The organism is Microbispora sp. H11081 (assembly GCF_012999535.1).
GTDB lineage: Bacteria > Actinomycetota > Actinomycetes > Streptosporangiales > Streptosporangiaceae > Microbispora.
Genome location: NZ_JABBWV010000002.1, coordinates 193,564 through 213,091, shown reverse-complemented (window position 1 = coordinate 213,091; position 19,528 = coordinate 193,564). Strand labels below are relative to the sequence as shown.

Annotated in this window: 16 protein-coding genes; 3 read left to right on the top strand and 13 right to left on the bottom strand. The window is 72.4% G+C overall.

Translation table 11 applies throughout. The features are described from left to right. Positions 1-89: 89 nt before the first annotated feature. The 7 genes from HHX31_RS06160 to HHX31_RS06130 all read right to left on the bottom strand — a co-directional run bounded on the left by HHX31_RS06160 (position 90) and on the right by HHX31_RS06130 (position 9,954). Positions 90-821, bottom strand: a complete 732-nt coding sequence (locus HHX31_RS06160; RefSeq protein ID WP_311931617.1) for a CbiX/SirB N-terminal domain-containing protein — start codon at positions 819-821, stop codon at positions 90-92. Continuing rightward, positions 818-1,996, bottom strand: coding sequence for a uroporphyrinogen-III synthase (locus HHX31_RS06155; protein ID WP_249345657.1), 1,179 nt, complete (start codon positions 1,994-1,996; stop codon positions 818-820). Before HHX31_RS06155 ends, HHX31_RS06160 begins: the two co-directional genes overlap by 4 nt. Continuing rightward, on the bottom strand, positions 1,993-2,349 hold the full coding sequence (gene nirD / locus HHX31_RS06150) for a nitrite reductase small subunit NirD (RefSeq protein ID WP_169945958.1): 357 nt from the start codon (positions 2,347-2,349) through the stop codon (positions 1,993-1,995). Before nirD ends, HHX31_RS06155 begins: the two co-directional genes overlap by 4 nt. Then, the gene (nirB, locus tag HHX31_RS06145) at positions 2,349-4,799 is read right to left on the bottom strand and encodes a nitrite reductase large subunit NirB (protein WP_169945956.1); all 2,451 of its coding nucleotides are present in this window, start codon (positions 4,797-4,799) and stop codon (positions 2,349-2,351) included. Before nirB ends, nirD begins: the two co-directional genes overlap by 1 nt. Further along, on the bottom strand, positions 4,796-6,247 hold the full coding sequence (locus tag HHX31_RS06140; protein ID WP_169945954.1) for an FAD-dependent oxidoreductase: 1,452 nt from the start codon (positions 6,245-6,247) through the stop codon (positions 4,796-4,798). Before HHX31_RS06140 ends, nirB begins: the two co-directional genes overlap by 4 nt. Next, complete coding sequence (locus tag HHX31_RS06135; protein WP_249345746.1) at positions 6,244-8,346, bottom strand: molybdopterin oxidoreductase family protein; 2,103 nt, start codon at positions 8,344-8,346, stop codon at positions 6,244-6,246. The genes HHX31_RS06140 and HHX31_RS06135 overlap by 4 nt, the downstream gene beginning before the upstream one ends. Before the next feature lie 237 nt (positions 8,347-8,583). Beyond that, the gene (locus HHX31_RS06130; RefSeq protein ID WP_169945950.1) at positions 8,584-9,954 is read right to left on the bottom strand and encodes an MFS transporter; all 1,371 of its coding nucleotides are present in this window, start codon (positions 9,952-9,954) and stop codon (positions 8,584-8,586) included. Positions 9,955-10,422: 468 nt separating this feature from the next. On the opposite strand from HHX31_RS06130, the gene HHX31_RS06125 reads away from it, so the two are divergent. Then, positions 10,423-11,238: an N-acetylmuramoyl-L-alanine amidase gene (locus tag HHX31_RS06125; protein ID WP_169945948.1), complete on the top strand. Its 816-nt coding sequence runs from the start codon at positions 10,423-10,425 to the stop codon at positions 11,236-11,238. A 77-nt stretch (positions 11,239-11,315) separates the two neighbouring features. On the opposite strand, the gene HHX31_RS06120 is transcribed toward HHX31_RS06125, so the two are convergent. The 4 genes from HHX31_RS06120 to HHX31_RS06105 form a co-directional block, all read right to left on the bottom strand. Next, positions 11,316-12,614 carry a nucleotide sugar dehydrogenase gene (locus HHX31_RS06120; RefSeq protein ID WP_311931616.1) on the bottom strand — a complete coding sequence of 433 codons (1,299 nt, stop codon included), beginning with the start codon at positions 12,612-12,614 and terminating at the stop codon, positions 11,316-11,318. After that, positions 12,611-13,603 carry a dTDP-glucose 4,6-dehydratase gene (gene rfbB, locus HHX31_RS06115; RefSeq protein WP_169945947.1) on the bottom strand — a complete coding sequence of 331 codons (993 nt, stop codon included), beginning with the start codon at positions 13,601-13,603 and terminating at the stop codon, positions 12,611-12,613. The genes HHX31_RS06120 and rfbB overlap by 4 nt, the downstream gene beginning before the upstream one ends. Continuing rightward, positions 13,600-14,667 carry a glucose-1-phosphate thymidylyltransferase gene (locus HHX31_RS06110; RefSeq protein ID WP_169945945.1) on the bottom strand — a complete coding sequence of 356 codons (1,068 nt, stop codon included), beginning with the start codon at positions 14,665-14,667 and terminating at the stop codon, positions 13,600-13,602. The genes rfbB and HHX31_RS06110 overlap by 4 nt, the downstream gene beginning before the upstream one ends. Positions 14,668-14,819: 152 nt before the next feature. Further along, positions 14,820-15,263: a GtrA family protein gene (locus HHX31_RS06105; RefSeq protein WP_169945943.1), complete on the bottom strand. Its 444-nt coding sequence runs from the start codon at positions 15,261-15,263 to the stop codon at positions 14,820-14,822. Between the two features lie 92 nt (positions 15,264-15,355). Between HHX31_RS06105 and HHX31_RS06100 the strand changes: the two genes are divergently transcribed. Further along, entirely contained in the window at positions 15,356-16,372 is a 1,017-nt protein-coding gene (locus tag HHX31_RS06100) for a glycosyltransferase family 2 protein (RefSeq protein WP_169945941.1), read from the top strand. Here HHX31_RS06100 and HHX31_RS06095 read toward each other — a convergent pair. After that, positions 16,335-17,096 (bottom strand): N-acetyltransferase, encoded by a 762-nt coding sequence (locus HHX31_RS06095; RefSeq protein WP_169945939.1) that lies wholly within the window; start codon positions 17,094-17,096, stop codon positions 16,335-16,337. The two genes, HHX31_RS06100 and HHX31_RS06095, sit on opposite strands and share 38 nt — an antisense overlap. Next, on the bottom strand, positions 17,093-18,250 hold the full coding sequence (rffA, locus tag HHX31_RS06090; RefSeq protein WP_311931615.1) for a dTDP-4-amino-4,6-dideoxygalactose transaminase: 1,158 nt from the start codon (positions 18,248-18,250) through the stop codon (positions 17,093-17,095). The genes HHX31_RS06095 and rffA overlap by 4 nt, the downstream gene beginning before the upstream one ends. A gap of 261 nt (positions 18,251-18,511) precedes the next feature. On the opposite strand from rffA, the gene HHX31_RS06085 reads away from it, so the two are divergent. Beyond that, the gene (locus HHX31_RS06085; RefSeq protein WP_169945935.1) at positions 18,512-19,495 is read left to right on the top strand and encodes a methyltransferase domain-containing protein; all 984 of its coding nucleotides are present in this window, start codon (positions 18,512-18,514) and stop codon (positions 19,493-19,495) included. Positions 19,496-19,528 lie beyond the last annotated feature (33 nt).

Below are 19,528 nucleotides of genomic sequence, written 5' to 3'. Positions count from 1 at the left end.
GGGCACGCCGTGAAAGGGCACGCCGGGCCCTGGCCGCCGGAGGGCCCCGGTCTCACCGCGGACCGGTGAGCCGCGCTCGGGACCTCCGGTCAGCCCCTGTCACCCGCGGCGTACGACGGGTGGGCGTACGGCGCGGCCGCCGCGTGGCGGACGACGGCCTCGTCGAACCTGGTCCAGACGAGGGCGGCCAGATCGCTGTCCGCGCCGAGGGGCGCGCTGACCAGGTCGGCGCCGCTGTCCAGCAGCCGGTCGTGGAAGAAGCCGGGCGCGAGCAGGTAGGAGGCGACTGCGACGCGCGGGGCGAGGCCGGCCCTGATGCGCTCCAGCGCCTCGGGCACCGCGGGCGTCCCGGCCGAGGCGAAGGCCGCGGTGACGGGACGCGAGAGCCGTACGGACAGCAGGCGGGCGGCGGCGCGGACGTCGTCCAGCGCGGCGGGGTCGGACGAGCCGGCCGCGCCGAGGACGACGGCGTCGCAGGGGCGCAGGCCCGCCGCCGCCAGGCGCCGCGCCAGCACCGAGGTGAGCAGGCGGTGCGGCCCGAGCTGCCCGGCGACGACCGCGTCCGGCCGGACGCGGGCGACGACGGCGGGCAGGTCGATGTGCGCGTGATATCCCCCGGCGAGCAGCATGGGCACGACCACGACAGGTCCCGGCACCCGCGACAGCACGTCGGACAGCGACGGCGTGCTGATCTCCAGGAACCCGAGCTCGACCCGCGTGGCGGGCCTGGCCCTGCGCACCCTGGCCGCCAGGCAGTCCATGACCGACTCCCAGTGGCCGCTGCGGGCGCCGTGCGCCGCCATCACCAGGGTCGGGGTCACCGCTCGTCCCTGCCGCAGGCGAGACGGTAGCCGCGCTTGACGACGGTCTCGACGATGCCCGAGGGGCCGAGCGCCCGGCGCAGGCGGGTGATGGCCATCTCGACGGCGTGCTCGGCCGAGTCCCTTGAGGGGCCGCCGGGCAGCACGACCCGCAGGTCGGCCCGGTTCACGACGTGCCCAGGACGCTCGGCGAGCCGCTTGAGCACGGCCATCGGGGCGGGCGGCAGCGGCTTGAGCTCGCCGTCTACCACCACGGCGTGGCCGCGGATCTCCAGGTCGTGCCCGCCCGCGACGAGCCGCGTCACGCCACTTTCCGGCAGGTGGCGGGCGAGGGTCCTGGCGAGGGCGCCGAGACGGGCCCGGTCGGGCTGGACGGCCCGCACGCCCCGCTGGGTCAGCGGCCCCGCCGTGACCGGGCCGACGCAGGCGGCCACCACGCGCGTGTCGAACGCGGCCAGCAGCGCGTCCTCGAGCCCGTCGGCGCGGGCGGCGCCCAGCATCGCGAGCACCGCGGGAGCGCTGGTGAAGGCCACCGCGTCCACCGAACCGGTGATCACCTGGCTGATCAGGCGGCGCAGCGGCGAGGTGTCGCGGTAGGGCAGCCACCGGTAGACCGGCACCTCGATCACCTCGGCGCCCGCCTCCCGCAGCGACGCGACGAAGCCGTCGAGCGGCTCGCCGTGCAACTGCACCGCGATGCGGCGGCCACGCAGGTCCTGCGCGAGCAGGTACTCCTTGACCTCTTCGCACGACTCGGTGGCCGGGGTCCAGAAGTCCGCCAGTCCCGCCGCCCGCACGGCTCCCCGCGCCTTGGGGCCGCGCGCGAGCAGCCGCGCGTTCCCGAGGTGTGCGTTGAGGTCGGCCGACAGGCCCCAGCCCTCGGCCGCCGCCATCCACCCGCGGAAGCCGACGCCCGTGGTGATTACCACGTCGTCGACGGGCGCCTCCAGGCACGCCCGGGTCGCGGCGAGCAGCCCGGCGTCCTCCTCGAGCGGCACGATGCGGATCGCGGGCGCCCGCACGACCCGGGCGCCCCGCCGCTCGAGGAGCGCGGCCAGCTCCTCGCTGCGGCGGGTCGCCGTCACCCCGATCGTGAACCCGGCCAGCGCGTCCGGCGCCGTCTCCAGGCTCATCGGGGCCATCTCCAGGGGTGTGCGGTCCATCAGCGCGGTCATGCCACGCTCACCTCCACGGTTCCGTCCGTCACTCGGATGGGATAGGTCGGCACGGCGACGCGAGGGTTGTCCACGCATACACCGCTGATCAGCGAGAAAACCTGCTTGTGCATCGGCGAGGCCACGGTCGGCTCGCCGTTCCTCGTGCCGACGATGCCTCTCGACATAACCTGCGCCCCGCTGAACGGGTCGAGGTTGCCCAGGGCGTACAGGGCGCCGTCGAAGGCGCGGAAGACCGCCACCTGCCGGTCGCCGACGAGCACCGCCGCGCCCCGCTCGGGCAGCAGGTCGGTGTAGGCGCATACCGGGGTCCAGTGGCCGGCAAGGGCAGGGGTCGCGTCGAGAACGGTCATCAGCGGGTCACCTCCAGGGGGATCAGCACCGGCTTGATCTGGTCGCGTTCGGTCTCGAAGGAGATCGAGGGGTCGGGAACGCCGGGGGCGTTGACGAAGCTGACGAAGCGGCGCAGCTTGTCGGGGTCCTCGATGGTGGTGCGCCACTCGTCGGCGTACGTGGACACGTGCCGCTCCATCTGGGCGTCGAGCTCGGCGCAGATGCCGAGCGAGTCCTCCATGATCACCTCACGGAGGTAGTCGAGCCCGCCGTCCAGGTTCTCCAGCCAGGCCGCGGTCCGCTGCAGCCGGTCGGCCGTGCGGATGTAGAACATCAGGAACCTGTCGATGGTCCTGACCAGGTCGTCGGTGGACAGGTCGGACGCGAGCAGGTCGGCGTGGCGGGGCTTGAAGCCGCCGTTGCCGCCCACGTAGAGGTTCCAGCCCTGCTCGGTGGCGATGATGCCGAAGTCCTTCGACCTGGCCTCGGCGCACTCGCGGGCGCAGCCGGAGACGGCCGACTTCAGCTTGTGCGGCGAGCGCAGCCCCCGGTAGCGCAGTTCAAGGGCGATGGCCATGCCGACCGAGTCCTGCACGCCGTACCTGCACCAGGTGGACCCCACGCAGGACTTCACCGTGCGCAGCGCCTTGCCGTACGCGTGCCCGGACTCGAAGCCGGCGTCGACGAGGCGGCGCCAGATGGCGGGCAGTTGCTCTACCCGTGCCCCGAGCAGGTCGATGCGCTGCGCTCCGGTGATCTTCGTGTAGAGCCCGAAGTCGCGGGCCACCTCGCCGATGACGATGAGCTTGTCCGGGGTGATCTCGCCGCCCGGGATGCGCGGGACGACCGAGTAGGTGCCGTTCTTCTGGATGTTGGCGAGGAACTGGTCGTTGGTGTCCTGCAGCGCGGCCTGCTCGCCGTCGAGGATGTGGCCGCGACCGAGCGAGGCGAGGATCGAGGCGACGACCGGCTTGCAGATGTCGCAGCCGCGGCCGGTGCCGTGCTCGGCGATGAGCTGGGAGAACGTGGTGATGCCGCGGACGTTCACGATGTCGAACAGCTCGGCCCTGCTGTGGGAGAAGTGCTCGCACAGCGCCTTGCCGACGTCGACGCCCGACTTCACCAGGAGCTGCTTGAGCATCGGCACGCAACTGCCGCAGGTGGTGCCGGCCCGGGTGCAGTCCTTGATGCCCCCCACGTCGGTCAGGCCCTTGTCGGCGATGGCCGCGCAGATCCTCCCCTTCGTGACGTTGTTGCAGGAGCAGACCTGCGCGTCGTCGGGCAGCTCGGCCGACGCGCCGCCCGCGCCCGCGAACAGCAGGTCGCTCGGCGCGCCGGGCAGCGGCCTGCCGACGAAGGGCCGCAGCGCGTCGTACGGCGCGGCGTCGCCGACGCAGACGCCGCCGAGCAGGGTCTTGGCGTCGTCGCTGATGAACAGCCGCTTGTACACGCCGCCCACGGGGTCCATGTAGGTGACGTCGAGCGCCCCGGACATCGCCCCGAACTGAGCCACCTCGACGCCGAGCAGCTTGAGCTTGGTGGACATGTCGGCGCCCGTGAAGGAGGCGTCCCCGTCCATGATGCGCTCGGCGGCCACCTCCGCCTGGGTGTTGCACGGCCCGACCAGGCCGTAGACGACGCCGCCCGCCAGGGCGCACTCGCCGATCGCGTAGACGCGCTCGTCGGAGGTGCGCATGCCCTCGTCGACCACGACGCCGCCGCGCTCTCCGACCTCCAGCCCGCAGTCGCGGGCGAGCTCGTCGCGCGGCCTGATGCCGGCGGAGAAGACGACGACCTGCGCGCCGATCGTCTCGCCGTCCGGCTTCACCAGCGACGCGACCCTGCCGTCCTGGCCCGCCTCGATCGAGCGCACCCCGGCGTCGGTGTGGATGGTCAGCCCGAGCGCCTCGATGTGGCCGCGCAGCACCGAGCCGCCGCCCTCGTCCACCTGGCGGGGCATGAGCCGGCCGCTCATCTCGATGACGTGCGTGTCGAGCCCGAGCCCGCGCAGCGCGTCGGCCGCCTCCAGGCCGAGCAGCCCGCCACCGACGACCACGCCCGCGCGGGCGCCCCGCGACGCCTCCCTGATGGCGTCCAGGTCGTCGATCGTCCGGTAGACGAAGCAGCCCGGCAGGTCCCTGCCCGGCACCGGCGGCACGAACGGCGCCGACCCGGTGGCCAGCACCAGCACGTCGTACGGCTCGCTGTCGCCGGCGTCGGTGGTGACGACCCGCCGGGCGCGGTCGATGGCGGTGACGCGGACGCCGGTCCTGACCGTGACGCCGTCCGGCACCGGATAGGTGAGGTCCTCGACGCTCTTGCCGCTGAGGTAGGAGGTGAGCGCCACCCGGTCGTAGGCCGGGCGGGGCTCCTCCCCGAACACGGTGACGGTCCCGCTGAAGCCCCGGCCGGCCAGCGTCTCGATCAGGCGGTGCGCCGCCGGGCCGTGTCCCACTACGACGAGTCTCATGCGCTGACACCCTCCTGCTCACACAGCCAGCCGACGATGCCCTCCACCGCGTCTCGGCAGCTCCCGCAGCCGGTGGTGGCCCGCGTCGCGGCGGCCACGGCCTCCACGTCCCGCGCGCCGGACTCCCAGCACGCCCTGATCCGGCCCTTCGTCACGTTGTTGCACTGGCAGACCCGGGCCGAGTCCGGCATCCGGGTGGGGCTGTCGGCGACGGCCGCGCCGACGGGCCCGAGGTCGGGGAACAGCAGCCCGGTCCGGTCGCCCGGCAGGGGTACTCCCCGGTCGAACAGCTGGGTGAGCGCGCCCACGGCGGAGGTCTCGCCCAGCAGGATGGCGCCGACCAGCCGGCCGTCCCTGATGACGAGCTTGCGGTAGGTGCCGCCGCGCCGGTGGGAGAAGCGGACGATCTCCGCCTCGTCCTCGGTCAGCCGCGTCTCCCCCATCGCCGCGAGCTCCACGCTCTTGGCCTTGAGCCGGGTGACCAGCCGCGAGCCCCGGTAGCGCGCGTCCTTGTCGGCGCCGGTGACCAGGTCGGCGACCACGGACGCCTGCTCCCAGCCGGGCGCCACCAGCCCGTAGACGCGGCCCGCGTGCTGGGCGCACTCCCCGATCGCGAAGATCGACGGGTCGTCGGTGCGCAGTTCGTCGTCCACGACGACGCCGCGCCCGACCTCCAGCCCGGCGTCGCGGGCGAGCCCGACGACCGGGCGCACGCCGCAGGCGAGCACGACCAGGTCGGCCTCGATCAGGTCCGGCTCGATCAGGTCCGGCTCGATCAGGCCGGCGCCGGTCGGCTCCCCGCCGGAGAGCTCCACGTGCCGCTCGTGGATCGCGCTCACCGTGACGCCCGTGCGGACGGTGACGCCGAGCGCGCCGAGCGTCTCGCGGAGGATGAGCCCGGCCTCCTCGTCGAGCTGGCGCTCCATGAGGTGGCCGGCCAGGTGCAGCAGCGTCACGGGGACGCCACGCCCGGCCAGGCCGCGCGCCGCCTCGACGCCGAGCAGCCCGCCGCCGACCACGACCGCGCCGCGCGCGCTCGCGGCGGCCTGCCTGATCCGGTCGCAGTCGTCCAGCGTGCGGAACGCCGTCGCCCGCTCCACGCCGGGGATCGGCGGGACGACCGCCTCGCTGCCGGTGGCCAGCACCAGCACGTCGTACGGCTCGCGCGTCCCGTCGGCGGCGATCACCGTCCTGCAGTCCCTGTCGATCGCGGTCACCGCGACGCCGAGGCGGGCGGTCACGCCGTGCTCGGCGTACCAGCGGGGGTCGAGCAGCCTGACCTGGTCAGGGCTCGACGTGCCCGCCACCACGTTCGACAGCAGCACCCGGTTGTACGGCTGCCAGGCCTCGGCGCCGAACACGGTGATCCGCACGTTCGCGTCGCGGGCGCGGACCTCGCTGACCAGACGCGAGCCCGCCATCCCGTTTCCCACCACGACGAGCCTCACGCGACACGCTCCCCGTCTTCGCGGCGCTCCCCGTCTTCGCAGCGCTGCAGTGCGGCGGCGCAGACCTTGAACTCCGGCATCCGCGACGACGGGTCGAGCGCCGCGTTGGTGAGCCGGTTGACGCCCTCCCAGTGGAACGGCATGAACAGCGTGTCCGGCCGGATCGAGGTGTCGACCCGGGCGACCGCCTCGGCGGCGCCCCGGCGGCTGCGCACCAGGACGCGGTCACCGGAGGCGACGCCCAGCCGTTCGGCGAGGTCAGGGTGCAGCTCCACGAACACCTCGGGCGACGCCTCCGCGAGCGGGCGGATCCGGCGCGTCTGCGCCCCCGACTGGTAGTGGGCGAGCACCCGCCCTGTCGTGAGGTAGAGCGGGAACTCCTCGTCCACGTCCTCGGCGGGCGGGCGGTGGTCGACCGGCACCAGGCGGGCCCGGCCGTCGGGGGTGGCGAAGCGGTCCAGGAACGGCCGCGGGGTTCCCGGGTGGGGCTCGCCCGCGGTCTCAGGACACGGCCAGAACACCCCGGTCTCGGCCGCGATCCTCTCGTAGGTGATGCCGGAGTAGTCGGCGACGCCCCCGGCGGAGGCCCGGCGCAGCTCGTCGAAGACCACGCGCGGGTCGGCGGGGAACTTCTCGCCGCAGCCGAGCCGTTCGGCGAGGCCGCGCAGGATCTCCAGGTCGGTGCGCGCGCCCCGCGGGGGCGTGACGGCCCGGCGGCGCAGCAGGACCCTGCCCTCCAGGTTCGTCATCGTGCCGTACTCCTCGGCCCACTGGGTCGTCGGCAGCACGACGTCGGCCACGGCCGCGGTCTCCGAGAGCACGAAGTCGGAGACCACGAGCAGGTCGAGCGCCGCCAGCCGCCGCGCGACATGCCCGGCGCGCGGCGCCGACACCATGGGGTTGGAGCCGAAGAGCAGCAGCGCCCGCGGCCCATCCGGCGTGCCGAGCGCGTCGAGCAGCTCGTACGCCGACCGGCCCGGGCCGGGCAGGGCGGCGGGGTCGACCCCCCAGACGGCCGCGACGTGGGCCCGCGCCGCCGGGTCGTCGATCCTGCGGTAGCCGGGGAGCTGGTCGGCCTTCTGGCCGTGCTCCCTGCCGCCCTGGCCGTTGCCCTGGCCGGTCACGCAGCCGTAGCCGGAGCCCTCACGGCCCGGCAGCCCGAGGGTGAGCGCCAGGTTGACGAACGCGGTGACGGTGTCGGTGCCCTTGGCGTGCTGCTCGGCGCCCCTTCCGGTCAGCACCATCGCGCGCTCCGCCTCGCCGAGGATCCGTACGGCCTCGCGCATCCGGGCGACCGGGACACCGGTGACGCGCTCCACCCGCTCCGGCCACCAGGCCGACACGGAGGTGCGCACCGCCTCGAAGCCCGTGGTGCGGGCGGCCAGATAGCCGAGGTCGGCGTGCCCGTCGGCGATCGCGATGTGCAGCAGGCCGAGCGCCAGCGCCAGATCGGTGCCCGGGGTGACCTGCAGGTGCAGGTCGGCCATCTTGGCCGTCGGGGTGCGGCGCGGGTCGACGACGACGAGCCTGCCTCCCGCCGACCGCATCGCGGTCAGGTGCCGCACGAAGGGCGGCATGGTCTCCGCGACGTTGCCCCCGGCGAACAGGACGGCGTCCGCGCGGGCGATGTCGGTGATGGGGAACGGCAGCCCCCGGTCCATGCCGAAGGACCGGTTGACCGCGGCCGCCGCCGAGGACATGCAGAACCTGCCGTTGTAGTCGATCTGGCTGGTCCGCAGTGCCACCCTGGCGAACTTGCCGAGCTGGTAGGCCTTCTCGTTGGTCAGCCCGCCGCCGCCGAACACCGCCACGGCGTCGGGCCCGTGCGCGGCCCTGACGGCCTCGATCCGGCCGGCGACGTGGTCGAGCGCGTCATCCCAGCTCACCGGGCTGCCGTGCAGCAGCGGAGTGGTGAGCCGTTCCGGCGAGGTCAGCAGTTCGGCCGCCGTCCAGCCCTTCTGGCACAGGCCGCCGGCGTTGGCCGGGATGTCCTCCCTCGGGGTGATCTCCCCGTCCGAGACGTACATGCCGCACTGCAGCGCGCAGTACGGGCAGTGTGTGGCCGGCCCCACGGTCGCGTCCGCGGCGGCCTGTGACATCACAGGGCCGGGAGCGTGTAGTGAGATCGGCATGGATCCGATGGTGCTCAGAGGCGGTTTCACCGCTGGGTCCCTTCTGTTACCGCTGTGCTACAAGCCGCCAACCGCGCCAACTTCCGGCAGGCGTGGTGTGTGAGAGACCCCGTCGTCTCGAAAACTCACTAGTGCTGTCGCCGCTTGTTAGGCATAGGTCCGGAAAAGGCGGGCGCCGCACCGGCGCCCGCGAGTGGAGGTGGCTCAGACGCGGGCCGCCGCCAGGCTCGGCGCGGCCTTCGCGCCGAGGGTCCGCATGTAGCAGAACCAGGTGAGCGCGAAGCAGACCGCGTAGAAGGCCGCGAAGGCCGCCAGCGCCGCGCCCGCGCCGCCGGTGGCGGCGATGGAACTGCCGAACCCGCGGTTGATGAAGAAGCCGCCGAAGGCGCCGATCGCGGAGATGAACCCGATGGCGGCCGAGGCGTCGCGCCTGCCGGTCGCCAGCGCCTCCTCGTACGCGGGGGTGCCCGGCTCGGCGGCGCCGACGGCCTTCGCCCGGAAGATGGCCGGGATCATCCGGTACGTCGAGCCGTTGCCGACGCCCGCGGTGCCGATCAGCAGCATGAACGCGGCGAAGAACAGCGCGAAACTGTGCGCCGCCATGGCCTGCCAGACGAGCAGGACCGCGGCGATCATCGCCGCGAAGTTCCAGAACGTCACCGAGGCTCCGCCGAGGCGGTCCGACAGCCAGCCGCCGACGGGGCGGATGACCGAGCCGACCAGCGGGCCGAGGAACGCGAGCGAGGTCAGCGCGGCGTGCTCGGGGAACTGCGACTTGATCAGCAGCGGGAACGCGGTCGAGTAGCCGATGAACGAGCCGAACGTGCCGATGTAGAGGACCGACATGATCCACGTCTGCGCCCGGCCGGCCGCCTTGGCCATCTCCTTCGGCTCCGCCTTGGCCGAGGTGAGGTTGTCCATGAAGAAGTACGCCCCGACGGCGGAGGCGAGGATGAACGGCACCCAGAACAGTCCGGCGGCGGCCAGCCCGAACCCGGCGATGACCAGCGGCATCAGCAACTGCACCGAGCTGACGCCGATGTTGCCGCCGGCCGCGTTCAGGCCGAGGGCGGCGCCCTGCCTGTTCTGCGGGTAGAAGTAGGTGATGTTGGCCATGCTGGAGGCGAAGTTGCCGCCGCCGAGCCCGGCCGTCGCCGCGATCACCAGGAAGGCCCAGTACGGAGTGCCGGGGTCGTTCACCGCGACCGCGAGCAGGACGGCGGGCACCAGCAGCAGCAGCGCGCTGACGACGGTCCAGTTCCGGCCGCCGAACCGCGCGGGCGCGAAGGTGTAGGGGATGCGCAGCGTGGAGCCCACGAGGTTGGGCAGCGAGACGATCCAGAAGAGCTGGTCGGTGGAGAAGGAGTAGGAGCCGAGCTTGACGGCGACGATGCTCCACACGGTCCACAGCGTGAATCCCAGGTGTTCGGCCATGATCGAGAACACGAGGTTCCGCCGGGCCACCTTCTTGCCGCCGCTTTCCCAGAAGCCGGAGTCGTCGGGTCGCCAGTCACCGATCCAGCGGCCCTTCCCCTTTTCCTGTGTGGCCGTGCGCGCCGCCTGCGTCGCCGTCATCGTTCCTCCTGCGTCTGTGTCGGCTGGGGGCCGGTTATCGAAGCTAGGAAGAGCGCGTTACGCACTTTGACCATGCGTGACCGTGCGGCCGTTACATGTGCCGCACCCGCGAAACATGCGATCTACACGCATAACGGATGCAACATCCGGTTAACAGCGGCCCGTCGCTCGGGTGGCCCGCGTTTCGGCCGTGTGACGTCGCGGCATCCCAGCCGGGGCCTGTCGCCGTTACGCAAGGTCAGCACCATCCCCGCCGTACGGGGAAATTCACGACATTCCCGCGAACGTGGTTATGCCGTTTCGTGGCTGGACTGCGGCGATTTTCCCACCGGAATGGCGCGGACATTTCGGTTGACAGGTGACCGGTTTTCCGCCCGCAGGAATATCCGCGGTGGAGAGAGGGGATACCGATGCCGCCTCCCCCCGGACGAGGGCCCCGATGGCCCGCGTGCACTCGGGGAGGACGGAATGCCAGCGGTCTCACGCCGCGCGTTTATCTCGGCCGGGCTCCTGTGGTCGGCCGGTCTGCCCGCGGCGATCCTGGCCGCGCAGGCCGGGATCACCGCGACGGCCACGCCCGCCCTGGCCGGCGACCGCCCGCGGCGGCCGCGCGTGTACACCCGGTCCGACTGGAAGGCCGACCCGCCGAAGAGCAAGGCCGAGGTGCTCGACCGGGCGCCCGACCGGCTCGTCGTCCACCACACGGCGACGGCGAACACCGGCCCCACCGACCTCGACGCCGCCTTCCGGCTGTCCAGGGCGATCCAGCGCTACCACATGCGGCGCAACGGCTGGGAGGACATCGGCGAGCAGTTCACCGTCAGCCGGGGCGGATACGTGCTGGAGGGCCGCAACCGCTCGCTGCCGGCCGCCGAGGCGGGCAGGCACGTGCTGGGCGCGCAGGCGGCCGACCACAACGACCACACGCTGGGCATCGAGACCGAGGGGACGTACACCTCCGGCCTGCCCTCGACCCGCCAGTTGTCCGCGCTGACCGGGCTGCTCGCCTGGCTGTGCGGCGTGTACGACCTCGACCCGCACGAGGCCATCATCGGCCACCGCGACCTCAACCGCACGGCCTGCCCCGGCGACCGGCTCTACGCGTACCTGCCCCGGCTGCGGGACGACGTCGCCCGCCGCCTCGGCGATCGCCGGCCGCGCAGGAACGGGCCCCCGCCGCCGCGGCTCGCGCTGCCGGGCGACGTCTACGAGGGAGCCGGGCTCATCGACGACCTGCCGCTGGAGCACGGCCCCGCCGTGGGACCGCACGACCTGACCCCCTGACACCGGCCCGCGCCCACGGCTCCGCCGGAAACGCCACGGGCGGCCCCCCTCGCGGGGAGCCGCCCGTGACGGCGACATCACAGCAGTTCGACGTTGGGCCCCCTGCAGCGGTTGCGGGTGTCGAAGACGAAGGCGCTCTCGCGCTCGGCCAGGGCGTAGTCGAAGCAGTCGTGGTCGGTCAGGACCACGACGGCGTCCGCCGCGGCGAACTCCGGCGGCGACGCCTCGGCGATCGCCACCCCTTCCGGCAGGAGGGCGAGGTCGACGTGCGGGTCGGCCGCGCGCACGTCCGCGCCCAGCTTGCGCAGGCGCCTCGCCACCTCCAGCGCGGGCGACTCGCGGCAGTCGCCGGTGTTCTTCTTGTACGACAGGCCGAGCAGCAGCACCCGGCTGCCGTTCACGGCCTTGCGCCGGTCGTTCAGCGCCAGGACCAGCCGGTCGACGACATGCGCGGGCATGTGGTCGTTGACGTCGTTGGCCAGTTCGACGAACCGGAAGTTGTGCCCGAGGCTGCGCTTGACCTTCCACGACAGGTACGACGGGTCGATCGGCAGGCAGTGACCGCCGACGCCGGGCCCGGGAGTGAAGCGCAGGTAGCCGAACGGCTTGGTCGACGCCGCGTCGATGGCCTCCCACACGTCGATGCCCAGTTGCCTGGCGAACACCGACAGCTCGTTGACCAGCGCGATGTTGACGTGCCTGAAGGTGTTCTCCAGGAGCTTGCACAACTCGGCGACCTGCGGCGAGGACACGGGCACGACCCGCTCGACGACGGCCTCGTAGAACGCGCGGACCCGCGCGAGGGCGGCCTCGTCGAGGCCGGAGACGACCTTCGGCGTGTTCTCCAGGCGCCAGTGCGCGTTGCCGGGATCGATCCGCTCCGGGCTGTAGCCCAGGTGGAAGTCACCGGGAGCGCGCAGGCCCGACCCCTCCTCCAGGATCGGGCGCAGATACTCCTCCGTGGTGCCGGGATAGGTGGTCGACTCGAGCACCACGGTCGCGCCGGGCCGCAGGTGGGGGGCGAGCGACCGCCCCGCCGACGCGATGTGGCTGAGATCGGGCGCCCCGTCCGTCAGCGGCGTCGGCACGGTGATCACGCAGATGTCGAAGCCCTCGCACTCGGCGTAGTCGGCGCAGGCCCGGTAGCGGCCCGTCTCGTGCGCCGCCGCGAGCGCGTCGTCGCCGACGTCCTCGACGTACGACTGGCCGGCGTTGAGCCGCTTGACCCGCCACTCGTCCACCTCGACGCCCACCACGTCGAACCCCGCGTGCACGGCGCGTACGGCCAGCGGCAGGCCGACGTAGCCCTGCCCGACCACGACCAGTTTCTCCATCGAGGACCCCCGTCCCTTGTTCTTCACGACGCTGTTCTTCACGACGCGCCGTCCCTGCCGCGGCGGTCCACCAGCGGGCGCCACCAGTCCCGGTGGTCCCGGTACCAGCGGACGAGGTCCGCCAGCCCCTCGTCGAAGTCCACGAGGGGCTCGTAGCCGATCGCGCGGATCTTCCCGCTGTCCAGCGCGTAACGCCGGTCGTGACCCGGCCTGTCCGGCACGCGCTCGACCATCTCCCACCCGGCGCCGAAGGCGTCCAGGATCCTGCGGGTGAGATCGAGGTTGCTCAGCTCGGTCCCGCCGCCGATGTTGTAGACCTCGCCGGGCTCCCCCTTGTCGAGCACGAGCTGGATGCCCCGGCAGTGGTCGTCCACGTGCAGCCACTCCCGCACGTTGCGGCCGTCGCCGTACAACGGCACGGGACGCCCGTCGATCAGGTTGGTGACGAACAGCGGGATGACCTTCTCCGGATACTGGTAGGGCCCGTAGTTGTTGCAGCACCGGGTCAGCCGCACGTCCAGCCCGTACGTGCGGTGGTAGGCGCGGCAGAGCAGGTCCGCGCCGGCCTTGGCGGCCGAGTAGGGCGAGTTCGGCAGCAGCGGCTCCGCCTCCGTCCACGTCCCCTCGTCGATCGAGCCGTAGACCTCGTCGGTGGACACCTGGACGAACGTGCGGACGCCCGCCTCGAGGGCGGCCTGCAGCAGGCGCTGCGTGCCCAGCACGTTGGTCGTCACGAAGTCGCCCGCGCCGCTGATCGAGCGGTCGACGTGGGTCTCCGCGGCGAAGTTCACGACCACGTCGTGCCCGGGGAGCAGCTCGCGCAGCAGTTCCGCGTCGCACACGTCGCCGTGGGCGAAGGTGAACGCGGGGTCGTCCCGCACCGGGGCGAGGTTGGCGGGGTTGCCCGCGTACGTGAGCTTGTCCAGCACCGTGACCTCGGCGTCCTCGTAGCCGGGGTAGGCGCCGGACAGCAGCGAGCGGACATAGTGGGAGCCGATGAAGCCGGCCGCGCCGGCGACCAGGAGTCTCATGCGCGCACCTGCACCCTGCTGTGGTCCCCGATCATGAGCTGGTAGGCGTTGGGCACCCCGGTCGCCTTCGTGACCTCCGCGTTGCGGCCGATCAGCGAGTGGGTCATGCCGCGGACGCCCCGGACGGACGAGTCGGCGAGCACGATGCTGTAGTCCACCTCGGCGTCCTCGACCACGCAACGCTCGCCGATGGAGGTGTACGGCCCGACGTACGAGCCGATGATCTTGGTGTCGGCGCCGATCACCACGGGGCCGCGGATGACCGAGCCCTCCACCACGGCGCCGGGGGCGATCACGACGCGCCCGCTGATCTCCGACAGCCCGTCCACCGTCCCCGCGACGTCCGGCTCCACCGCCTCCAGCACGATGCGGTTGCACTCCAGCATGTCCTGCAGCCTGCCGGTGTCGCGCCAGTAGCCGGTGACGAAGTGCGACCGCACGCGGTGGCCGGTGTCGATGAGCCACTTGATCGCGTCCGTGATCTCCAGCTCGCCCCGGGCCGACGGTGTGATCACGCGTACGGCCTCGTGGATCGCGGGCGAGAACGCGTAGACCCCGACGATCGCCAGGTCGCTGCGCGGGTGCTCGGGCTTCTCCTCCAGCGCGACGATCTCCCCGTCCCCGCCGAGCTCGGCGACGCCGTAGAACTGCGGCTCGGCGACCCGGGTGAGCAGGATGCGGGCGTCGCAGTCCTCCGCGCGGAAGGCGTCGACCAGGCCGCCGATGCCGCCGACCAGGAAGTTGTCACCCAGGTACATGACGAAGGGGTCGTCGCCGAGGAACTCCCGCGCGACGAGGACGCAGTGGGCCAGGCCGAGCGGCGCCTCCTGCCGGATGTAGGTGACGTCGAGCCCGAACGCCGAACCGTCGCCGACGGCCTCGCGCACCTCCCTGCCCGAATCTCCGACGATGATCCCCACGTCGGTGATGCCGGCGTCCCTGATCGCCTCCAGCCCGTAGAAGAGCACCGGCTTGTTCGCGACGGGAACGAGTTGCTTGGCCGAGGTATGGGTCAGCGGGCGCAGTCTCGTGCCCTTGCCGCCCGCCAGGACGAGTGCCTTCACGCTCTCGATTCCTTCCCTAGAATTTGGCCGCCGATGGGATTTCCCCGGGACGCGCGCAAGGCGGCCGGTCGCCAGAAAATAACAGCCACCGGTATTCGGACGCGGACCGCCGCTCGCTGTTTTGCCGTACGGCGTGACGCGGGTTGCCGAGCTCAGACGGTCGCCCGGAAGGCCCAGAATCGGTTGGCGAGGTAACTCAACGGCGGGCTCAGCAGGATTATCAGGGCCTGCGCGGCCATGAGCGGCATCCCGGCGAGTTCCACCAGCAGCGGCAGCCCTGCCGCCGACGCGCCGAGAAAGGTCAGCCCCACGGCGTAGAAGCGCAGGTAGCCGGGGATCCACCCCACCGCGCAGCCCCGGAAGACGACGAGCCGGTACGCCGGGTAGACGGCCACCACGGTGACGAAATGACAGCCCACGACGAGGAAAAGATAGGGCACCGAATTCCTGGTCAGCAGCAAACCCAGGCCAAGAAGAACGTAATACACCCCCGCCGTTGCGGCGCCGGCGAGCAGATATGTGATGCGCTGGCCGAGAAAAGCGGGAAGCGTGGCGGCCTGAATTCTCCGGACGCTCCGGCTTTCCAGTTCGAGCATGATTGAATCACTCCGGGTCCGCTGCCTGTGCCGGTCAGCAGGAGTGTAATCGCCGGTGCCCATGAAACCGCGCCAACGAATCAGGGGAATCGATGTCGGTGTCGGTGGTAATTCCGTGTTATCGCTCAGCGCGGACTCTTCCGTCGCTGGTCGCCAGGCTCGTGCCGGTCCTGCGCCGGCTGCCCGGGCCGCACGAGGTGGTCCTCGTCGTCGACGGCAGCCCGGACGACACCTGGGCGACCGCGTCCCGGCTGGCCCGCGAGGTGGACGGCGTGCGCGCCCTGCACCTGTCGCGCAACTACGGGCAGCACAACGCCCTGGTGGCGGGCATCAGGGAGGCGAGGTTCGACGTGGTCGTCACCATGGACGACGACCTGCAGCACCCGCCCGAGCAGATCCCGGTGCTGCTGGACGCGCTGGAGCGGGAGCGGCTCGACCTGGTCTATGGCGTGCCGCGTCAGGAGGAGCACGGGTTCCTGCGCAGTTTCGCGTCGCGCTCGGTGAAGGCGGGGATGGCGGCCACGCTCGGCGTCGGCGCCGCACGGGCGATCAGCGCGTTCCGCGCCTTCCGCACCCCGCTGCGGGACGCGTTCGAGGGCCTGACCGGGCCGCACGCCTCCGTCGACGTGGCGCTGTCGTGGGCGACCACCCGGGTCGGCTCCACCGTGGTGCACATGGACGAGCGCGGCCACGGCAGGTCCAACTACACGCCCAGGATGCTCGTACGGCACGCCGTGAACATGCTGGTCGGCTACAGCGCGGCCCCGCTCAGGGCGGCGAGCTACCTCGGGTTCCTCGTCGGCCTCGTGGGCCTGGCGCTCGGCGGAGCGGTGTTGTGGCGGTTCCTCACGGGAGGCATCACGGTCGCCGGGTTCACCACGCTGGCCTCGATGGTCGCGCTGTTCTCCGCCGCGCAGCTGATCTCGATCGGCGTGCTCGGGGAGTACATCGGGCGCATCCACGGCGGCGGCATGGGCCGCCCGACCTACGTGATCCGCGAACGGACCGGCTCCCCTGCCCTGCGGGAGCCCGTGGTCAGCACCGTGGTCAGCACCGGGGTCAGCACCGTGGTCAGCGCGGCAGCGGGCCCCGGATCAGATGCACGGTGAGCAGGGTGTGCACCGGCTCGAACCCGTAACGCGCCCACGCCCGCTGGACCCGCGTGTTGTGTCCCTGGGTGGAGATGACGACCTCGGCCGCGCCACGCGCGGCGGCGCGGTCCTCGACCGCCGCGAGCAGGTGGGCGTAGACGCCGCGCCCCTGCGCCGCGGGGGTCACGCCGGCGAGCAGGATCTCGGTGCGCGGCCCGTCCTCCTCCGTCGTGGCGAGCGCGAGCACGCCGTCCGCGTCCCGCAGGGTCACGCATCCGTCCCGCGCCGCCGACCGCAGCGCCCACTCCGCGTAGCCCTCGGCCGCGTCCGCCGGGTCGAACAGCGGGTTGGCGAGGTAGTGGTTGCCGTACGCCGCGAAGGTCAGGCCGACGAAGGCGCGCACCTCCGCGGGATCCGGCACGCCGGCCACGGCAAGGCCGGGCGCGGGCGCGGGCCTGCGGCCTGTCCCCGTCCGCAGCCGCCAGTAGACCAGCGAGTCGGCCAGCACGGCGGTGCGGCCGAGCGTCGTCAGCGCGGCGAACCAGCCGACGTGCTCGGCGGGGTAGCGCAGGATGACGACGTCCGCCGCCGACCGCGCGACCGCCTCGCACACGGCCTCCAGCGGCGTCGCCGACGAGGCGGACACGGTGAGACGCTCGATCGGGCGGCCGAACCTCGCGGACTCCACCGGCGAGGGCGCCGTCAGCGGCACGCCGGGCTCCATCACGTCCCCCCAGCTCATCGGCCCACCCGGTAGCCGCGCACGGCCTCGATCACCCGGGCGAGGCCGGCGTCGTCCAGGTCCGCGAACAGCGGCAGCCGTACGAGCCGGTCCGCGACGTGCTCCGTCACCGGGCACCCGCCGGGCGCGGTGCGCGCGTAGCGCAGCCCGGCGGCGGCGTGGTGCAGCGGCTGGTAGTGGAACGTCGCCCGCACGCCCGCGGCGGCGAGACGCGCGATGAACGCCTGCCGGTGGCGCAGGTCGGGCAGCAGCAGGTAGTAGAGGTGCGCCGGATGCTCGCGGTCGTCCGGCACCACCGGCTGGGCGACGCCGTTGTCCGCCGCCCACTCCGACAGCCCTTCGTGGTAGGCCTGCCACACCGCGTGCCGCCGCGCCTGGATGCGGCCGAACGACTCCAGCTGGGCCGTCAGCATGGCGGCGAGGACGTCAGAGGGCAGGTAGCTGGAGCCGATGTCGACCCACTGGTACTTGTCGACCTGGCCCCGGTAGAACCGGCCGCGGTCGGTGCCCTTCTCCCGGATGATCTCCGCGCGCTCGGCGAGTGCGGCGTCCTGGAGCAGCAGCGCTCCGCCCTCCCCGCACTGCACGTTCTTCGTGGCGTGGAAGCTCTGCGCCGCCATCGTCCCGAACGACCCCAGCGGCCCGCCCCGGTAGGACCCGCCCAGGCCGTGGGCGTTGTCCTCGACGACGGCGAGGCCGTACCGGCCGGCGATGGAGCGCACGGCGTCCATCTCGCAGGCAACCCCCGCGTAGTGGACGACCACGACGGCCCGCGTGCGATCGGTGATCGCCGCCTCGATCAGGCGCTCGTCGATGTTCAGGGTGTCGGGACGGCAGTCCACGAACACCGGCACGGCCCCGCGCAGCGCGTACGCGTTGGCCGTGGACACGAAGGTGAACGACGGCATGATCACCTCGTCGCCCGGCCGCAGGTCGAGCAGGATCGCCGACATCTCCAGCGCGTGCGTGCAGGAGGTGGTCAGCAGCGCGTGGCGGGCGCCGGTCAGCTCGCGCAGGAGCTCGGTGGCCCTGCGGGTGAACGGCCCGTCCCCGCAGGTGGATCCCTGGCGCAGGGCCTCGGCGAGATAGCCGAGCTCGTTCTCGCAGACGTGCGTCCGGGTGAAGGGGACCTCGGTCAGGCTGGTTGTGCTCACCGCCGTAGTGAACATCGGCCCGGTGGCCCGGCGCGCCCGCGACCGCGCGCCCTGGGGAATCCATTGGGCAAGCCTTACGCCCTCCGGCGGGGCGTGCCGCCCGGGAACCGGCGCGGGCCCATAAAGCTCTGGCAAGGACACCGCACCGCGCGCACGGCGTTGCCGGTCGTCGCCCGAGGCGCGCCGCCACACTGGATCCCACCGGCCCGTGTCGAGACGGCGGCGCGACCGCCGCCCTTCTTCTCCTAGGCAGACACCAGAATGGCTCTTTCGAAGCACAGTCACAACGACGCCGGCACCGGTGTCCACTGGTGCGACGCGCTGCGTTGCCCCCGGTGCGGCGGCGCCCTGCGCGCCGAGGACGAACTGCACTGCGACGCCTGCCCCGCGACGTATCCGATCGACCGGGGCGTGCCCCGGTTCGTCCCCTCCGACAACTACGCGGAGGGCTTCGGGTACCAGTGGAACCAGCACCGGCTGACCCAGCTCGACTCCCACTCCGGTCTGCCGATCTCCCGTGAGCGGCTGTTCCGGTCCAGCGGCTGGACGGCGGAGGAGCTGCACGGGCGGCGGGTGCTCGAATGCGGCAGCGGCGCCGGGCGGTTCACCGAGGTGCTGTGCGAGACCGGCGCCGAGGTGACGTCCTTCGACATCTCCAGCGCCGTCCACGCCAACGCCGCCTCCAACGGGCGGTTCCCCAACCTGCGGCTGGTCCAGGCGAGCATCTACGAGATGCCGTTCCCCGAGGAGTCCTTCGACTACCTGCTCTGCTTCGGGGTCATCCAGCACACTCCCGACGTCGAGCGGACGTTCAAGACGCTCTTCCGCTACCTGCGTCCCGGCGGCCGGTTCTGCGTGGACGTCTACGCCGCGATGGTCGCGTACACGCATCCGCGGCACCTCCTCAGGCCGATCACCAGGCGCGTCCCTCCCGCCACGCTCTACTCCTTCGTGCGCAAGGCCGTGCCGCGCCTCCTGCCGCTGTCCACGGCGCTGCACTCGGTGCCGAAGGCGGGCCCTTACCTGGCGCGGCTGGTGCCCGTCGCCAACCTGAGCTACCTCGACATCAAGGACCCGCGGATGCAGCGGAACTGGTCCGTGCTGGACACCTTCGACTGGCTCGCGCCCAGGTACGAGAGCCCGCAGACGCGCCGCCGCCTCCGCCGGTGGACCACGGAGCTCGGCCTGAGCGAGGTCTCCATCGAGCGGCACCGCGGCCTGTACGTCGTCCGCGGCGTGAAGTAGCCCACCGGCGTTCCGTGCGGCGTTCCGGGGTGC

What these genes read in the sequence shown, in the direction of transcription:
- HHX31_RS06100 (WP_169945941.1), top strand. Translation starts at nt 15,356, where the DNA reads ATGTCGGTGTCGGTGGTAATTCCGTGTTATCGCTCAGCGCGGACTCTT.
- HHX31_RS06095 (WP_169945939.1), bottom strand. Translation starts at nt 17,096, where the DNA reads ATGAGCTGGGGGGACGTGATGGAGCCCGGCGTGCCGCTGACGGCGCCC.
- HHX31_RS06135 (WP_249345746.1), bottom strand. Translation starts at nt 8,346, where the DNA reads ATGTCACAGGCCGCCGCGGACGCGACCGTGGGGCCGGCCACACACTGC.
- HHX31_RS06155 (WP_249345657.1), bottom strand. Translation starts at nt 1,996, where the DNA reads ATGACCGCGCTGATGGACCGCACACCCCTGGAGATGGCCCCGATGAGC.
- HHX31_RS06130 (WP_169945950.1), bottom strand. Translation starts at nt 9,954, where the DNA reads ATGACGGCGACGCAGGCGGCGCGCACGGCCACACAGGAAAAGGGGAAG.
- nirD (WP_169945958.1), bottom strand. Translation starts at nt 2,349, where the DNA reads ATGACCGTTCTCGACGCGACCCCTGCCCTTGCCGGCCACTGGACCCCG.
- nirB (WP_169945956.1), bottom strand. Translation starts at nt 4,799, where the DNA reads ATGAGACTCGTCGTAGTGGGACACGGCCCGGCGGCGCACCGCCTGATC.
- HHX31_RS06085 (WP_169945935.1), top strand. Translation starts at nt 18,512, where the DNA reads ATGGCTCTTTCGAAGCACAGTCACAACGACGCCGGCACCGGTGTCCAC.
- HHX31_RS06125 (WP_169945948.1), top strand. Translation starts at nt 10,423, where the DNA reads ATGCCAGCGGTCTCACGCCGCGCGTTTATCTCGGCCGGGCTCCTGTGG.
- rfbB (WP_169945947.1), bottom strand. Translation starts at nt 13,603, where the DNA reads ATGAGACTCCTGGTCGCCGGCGCGGCCGGCTTCATCGGCTCCCACTAT.
- HHX31_RS06105 (WP_169945943.1), bottom strand. Translation starts at nt 15,263, where the DNA reads ATGCTCGAACTGGAAAGCCGGAGCGTCCGGAGAATTCAGGCCGCCACG.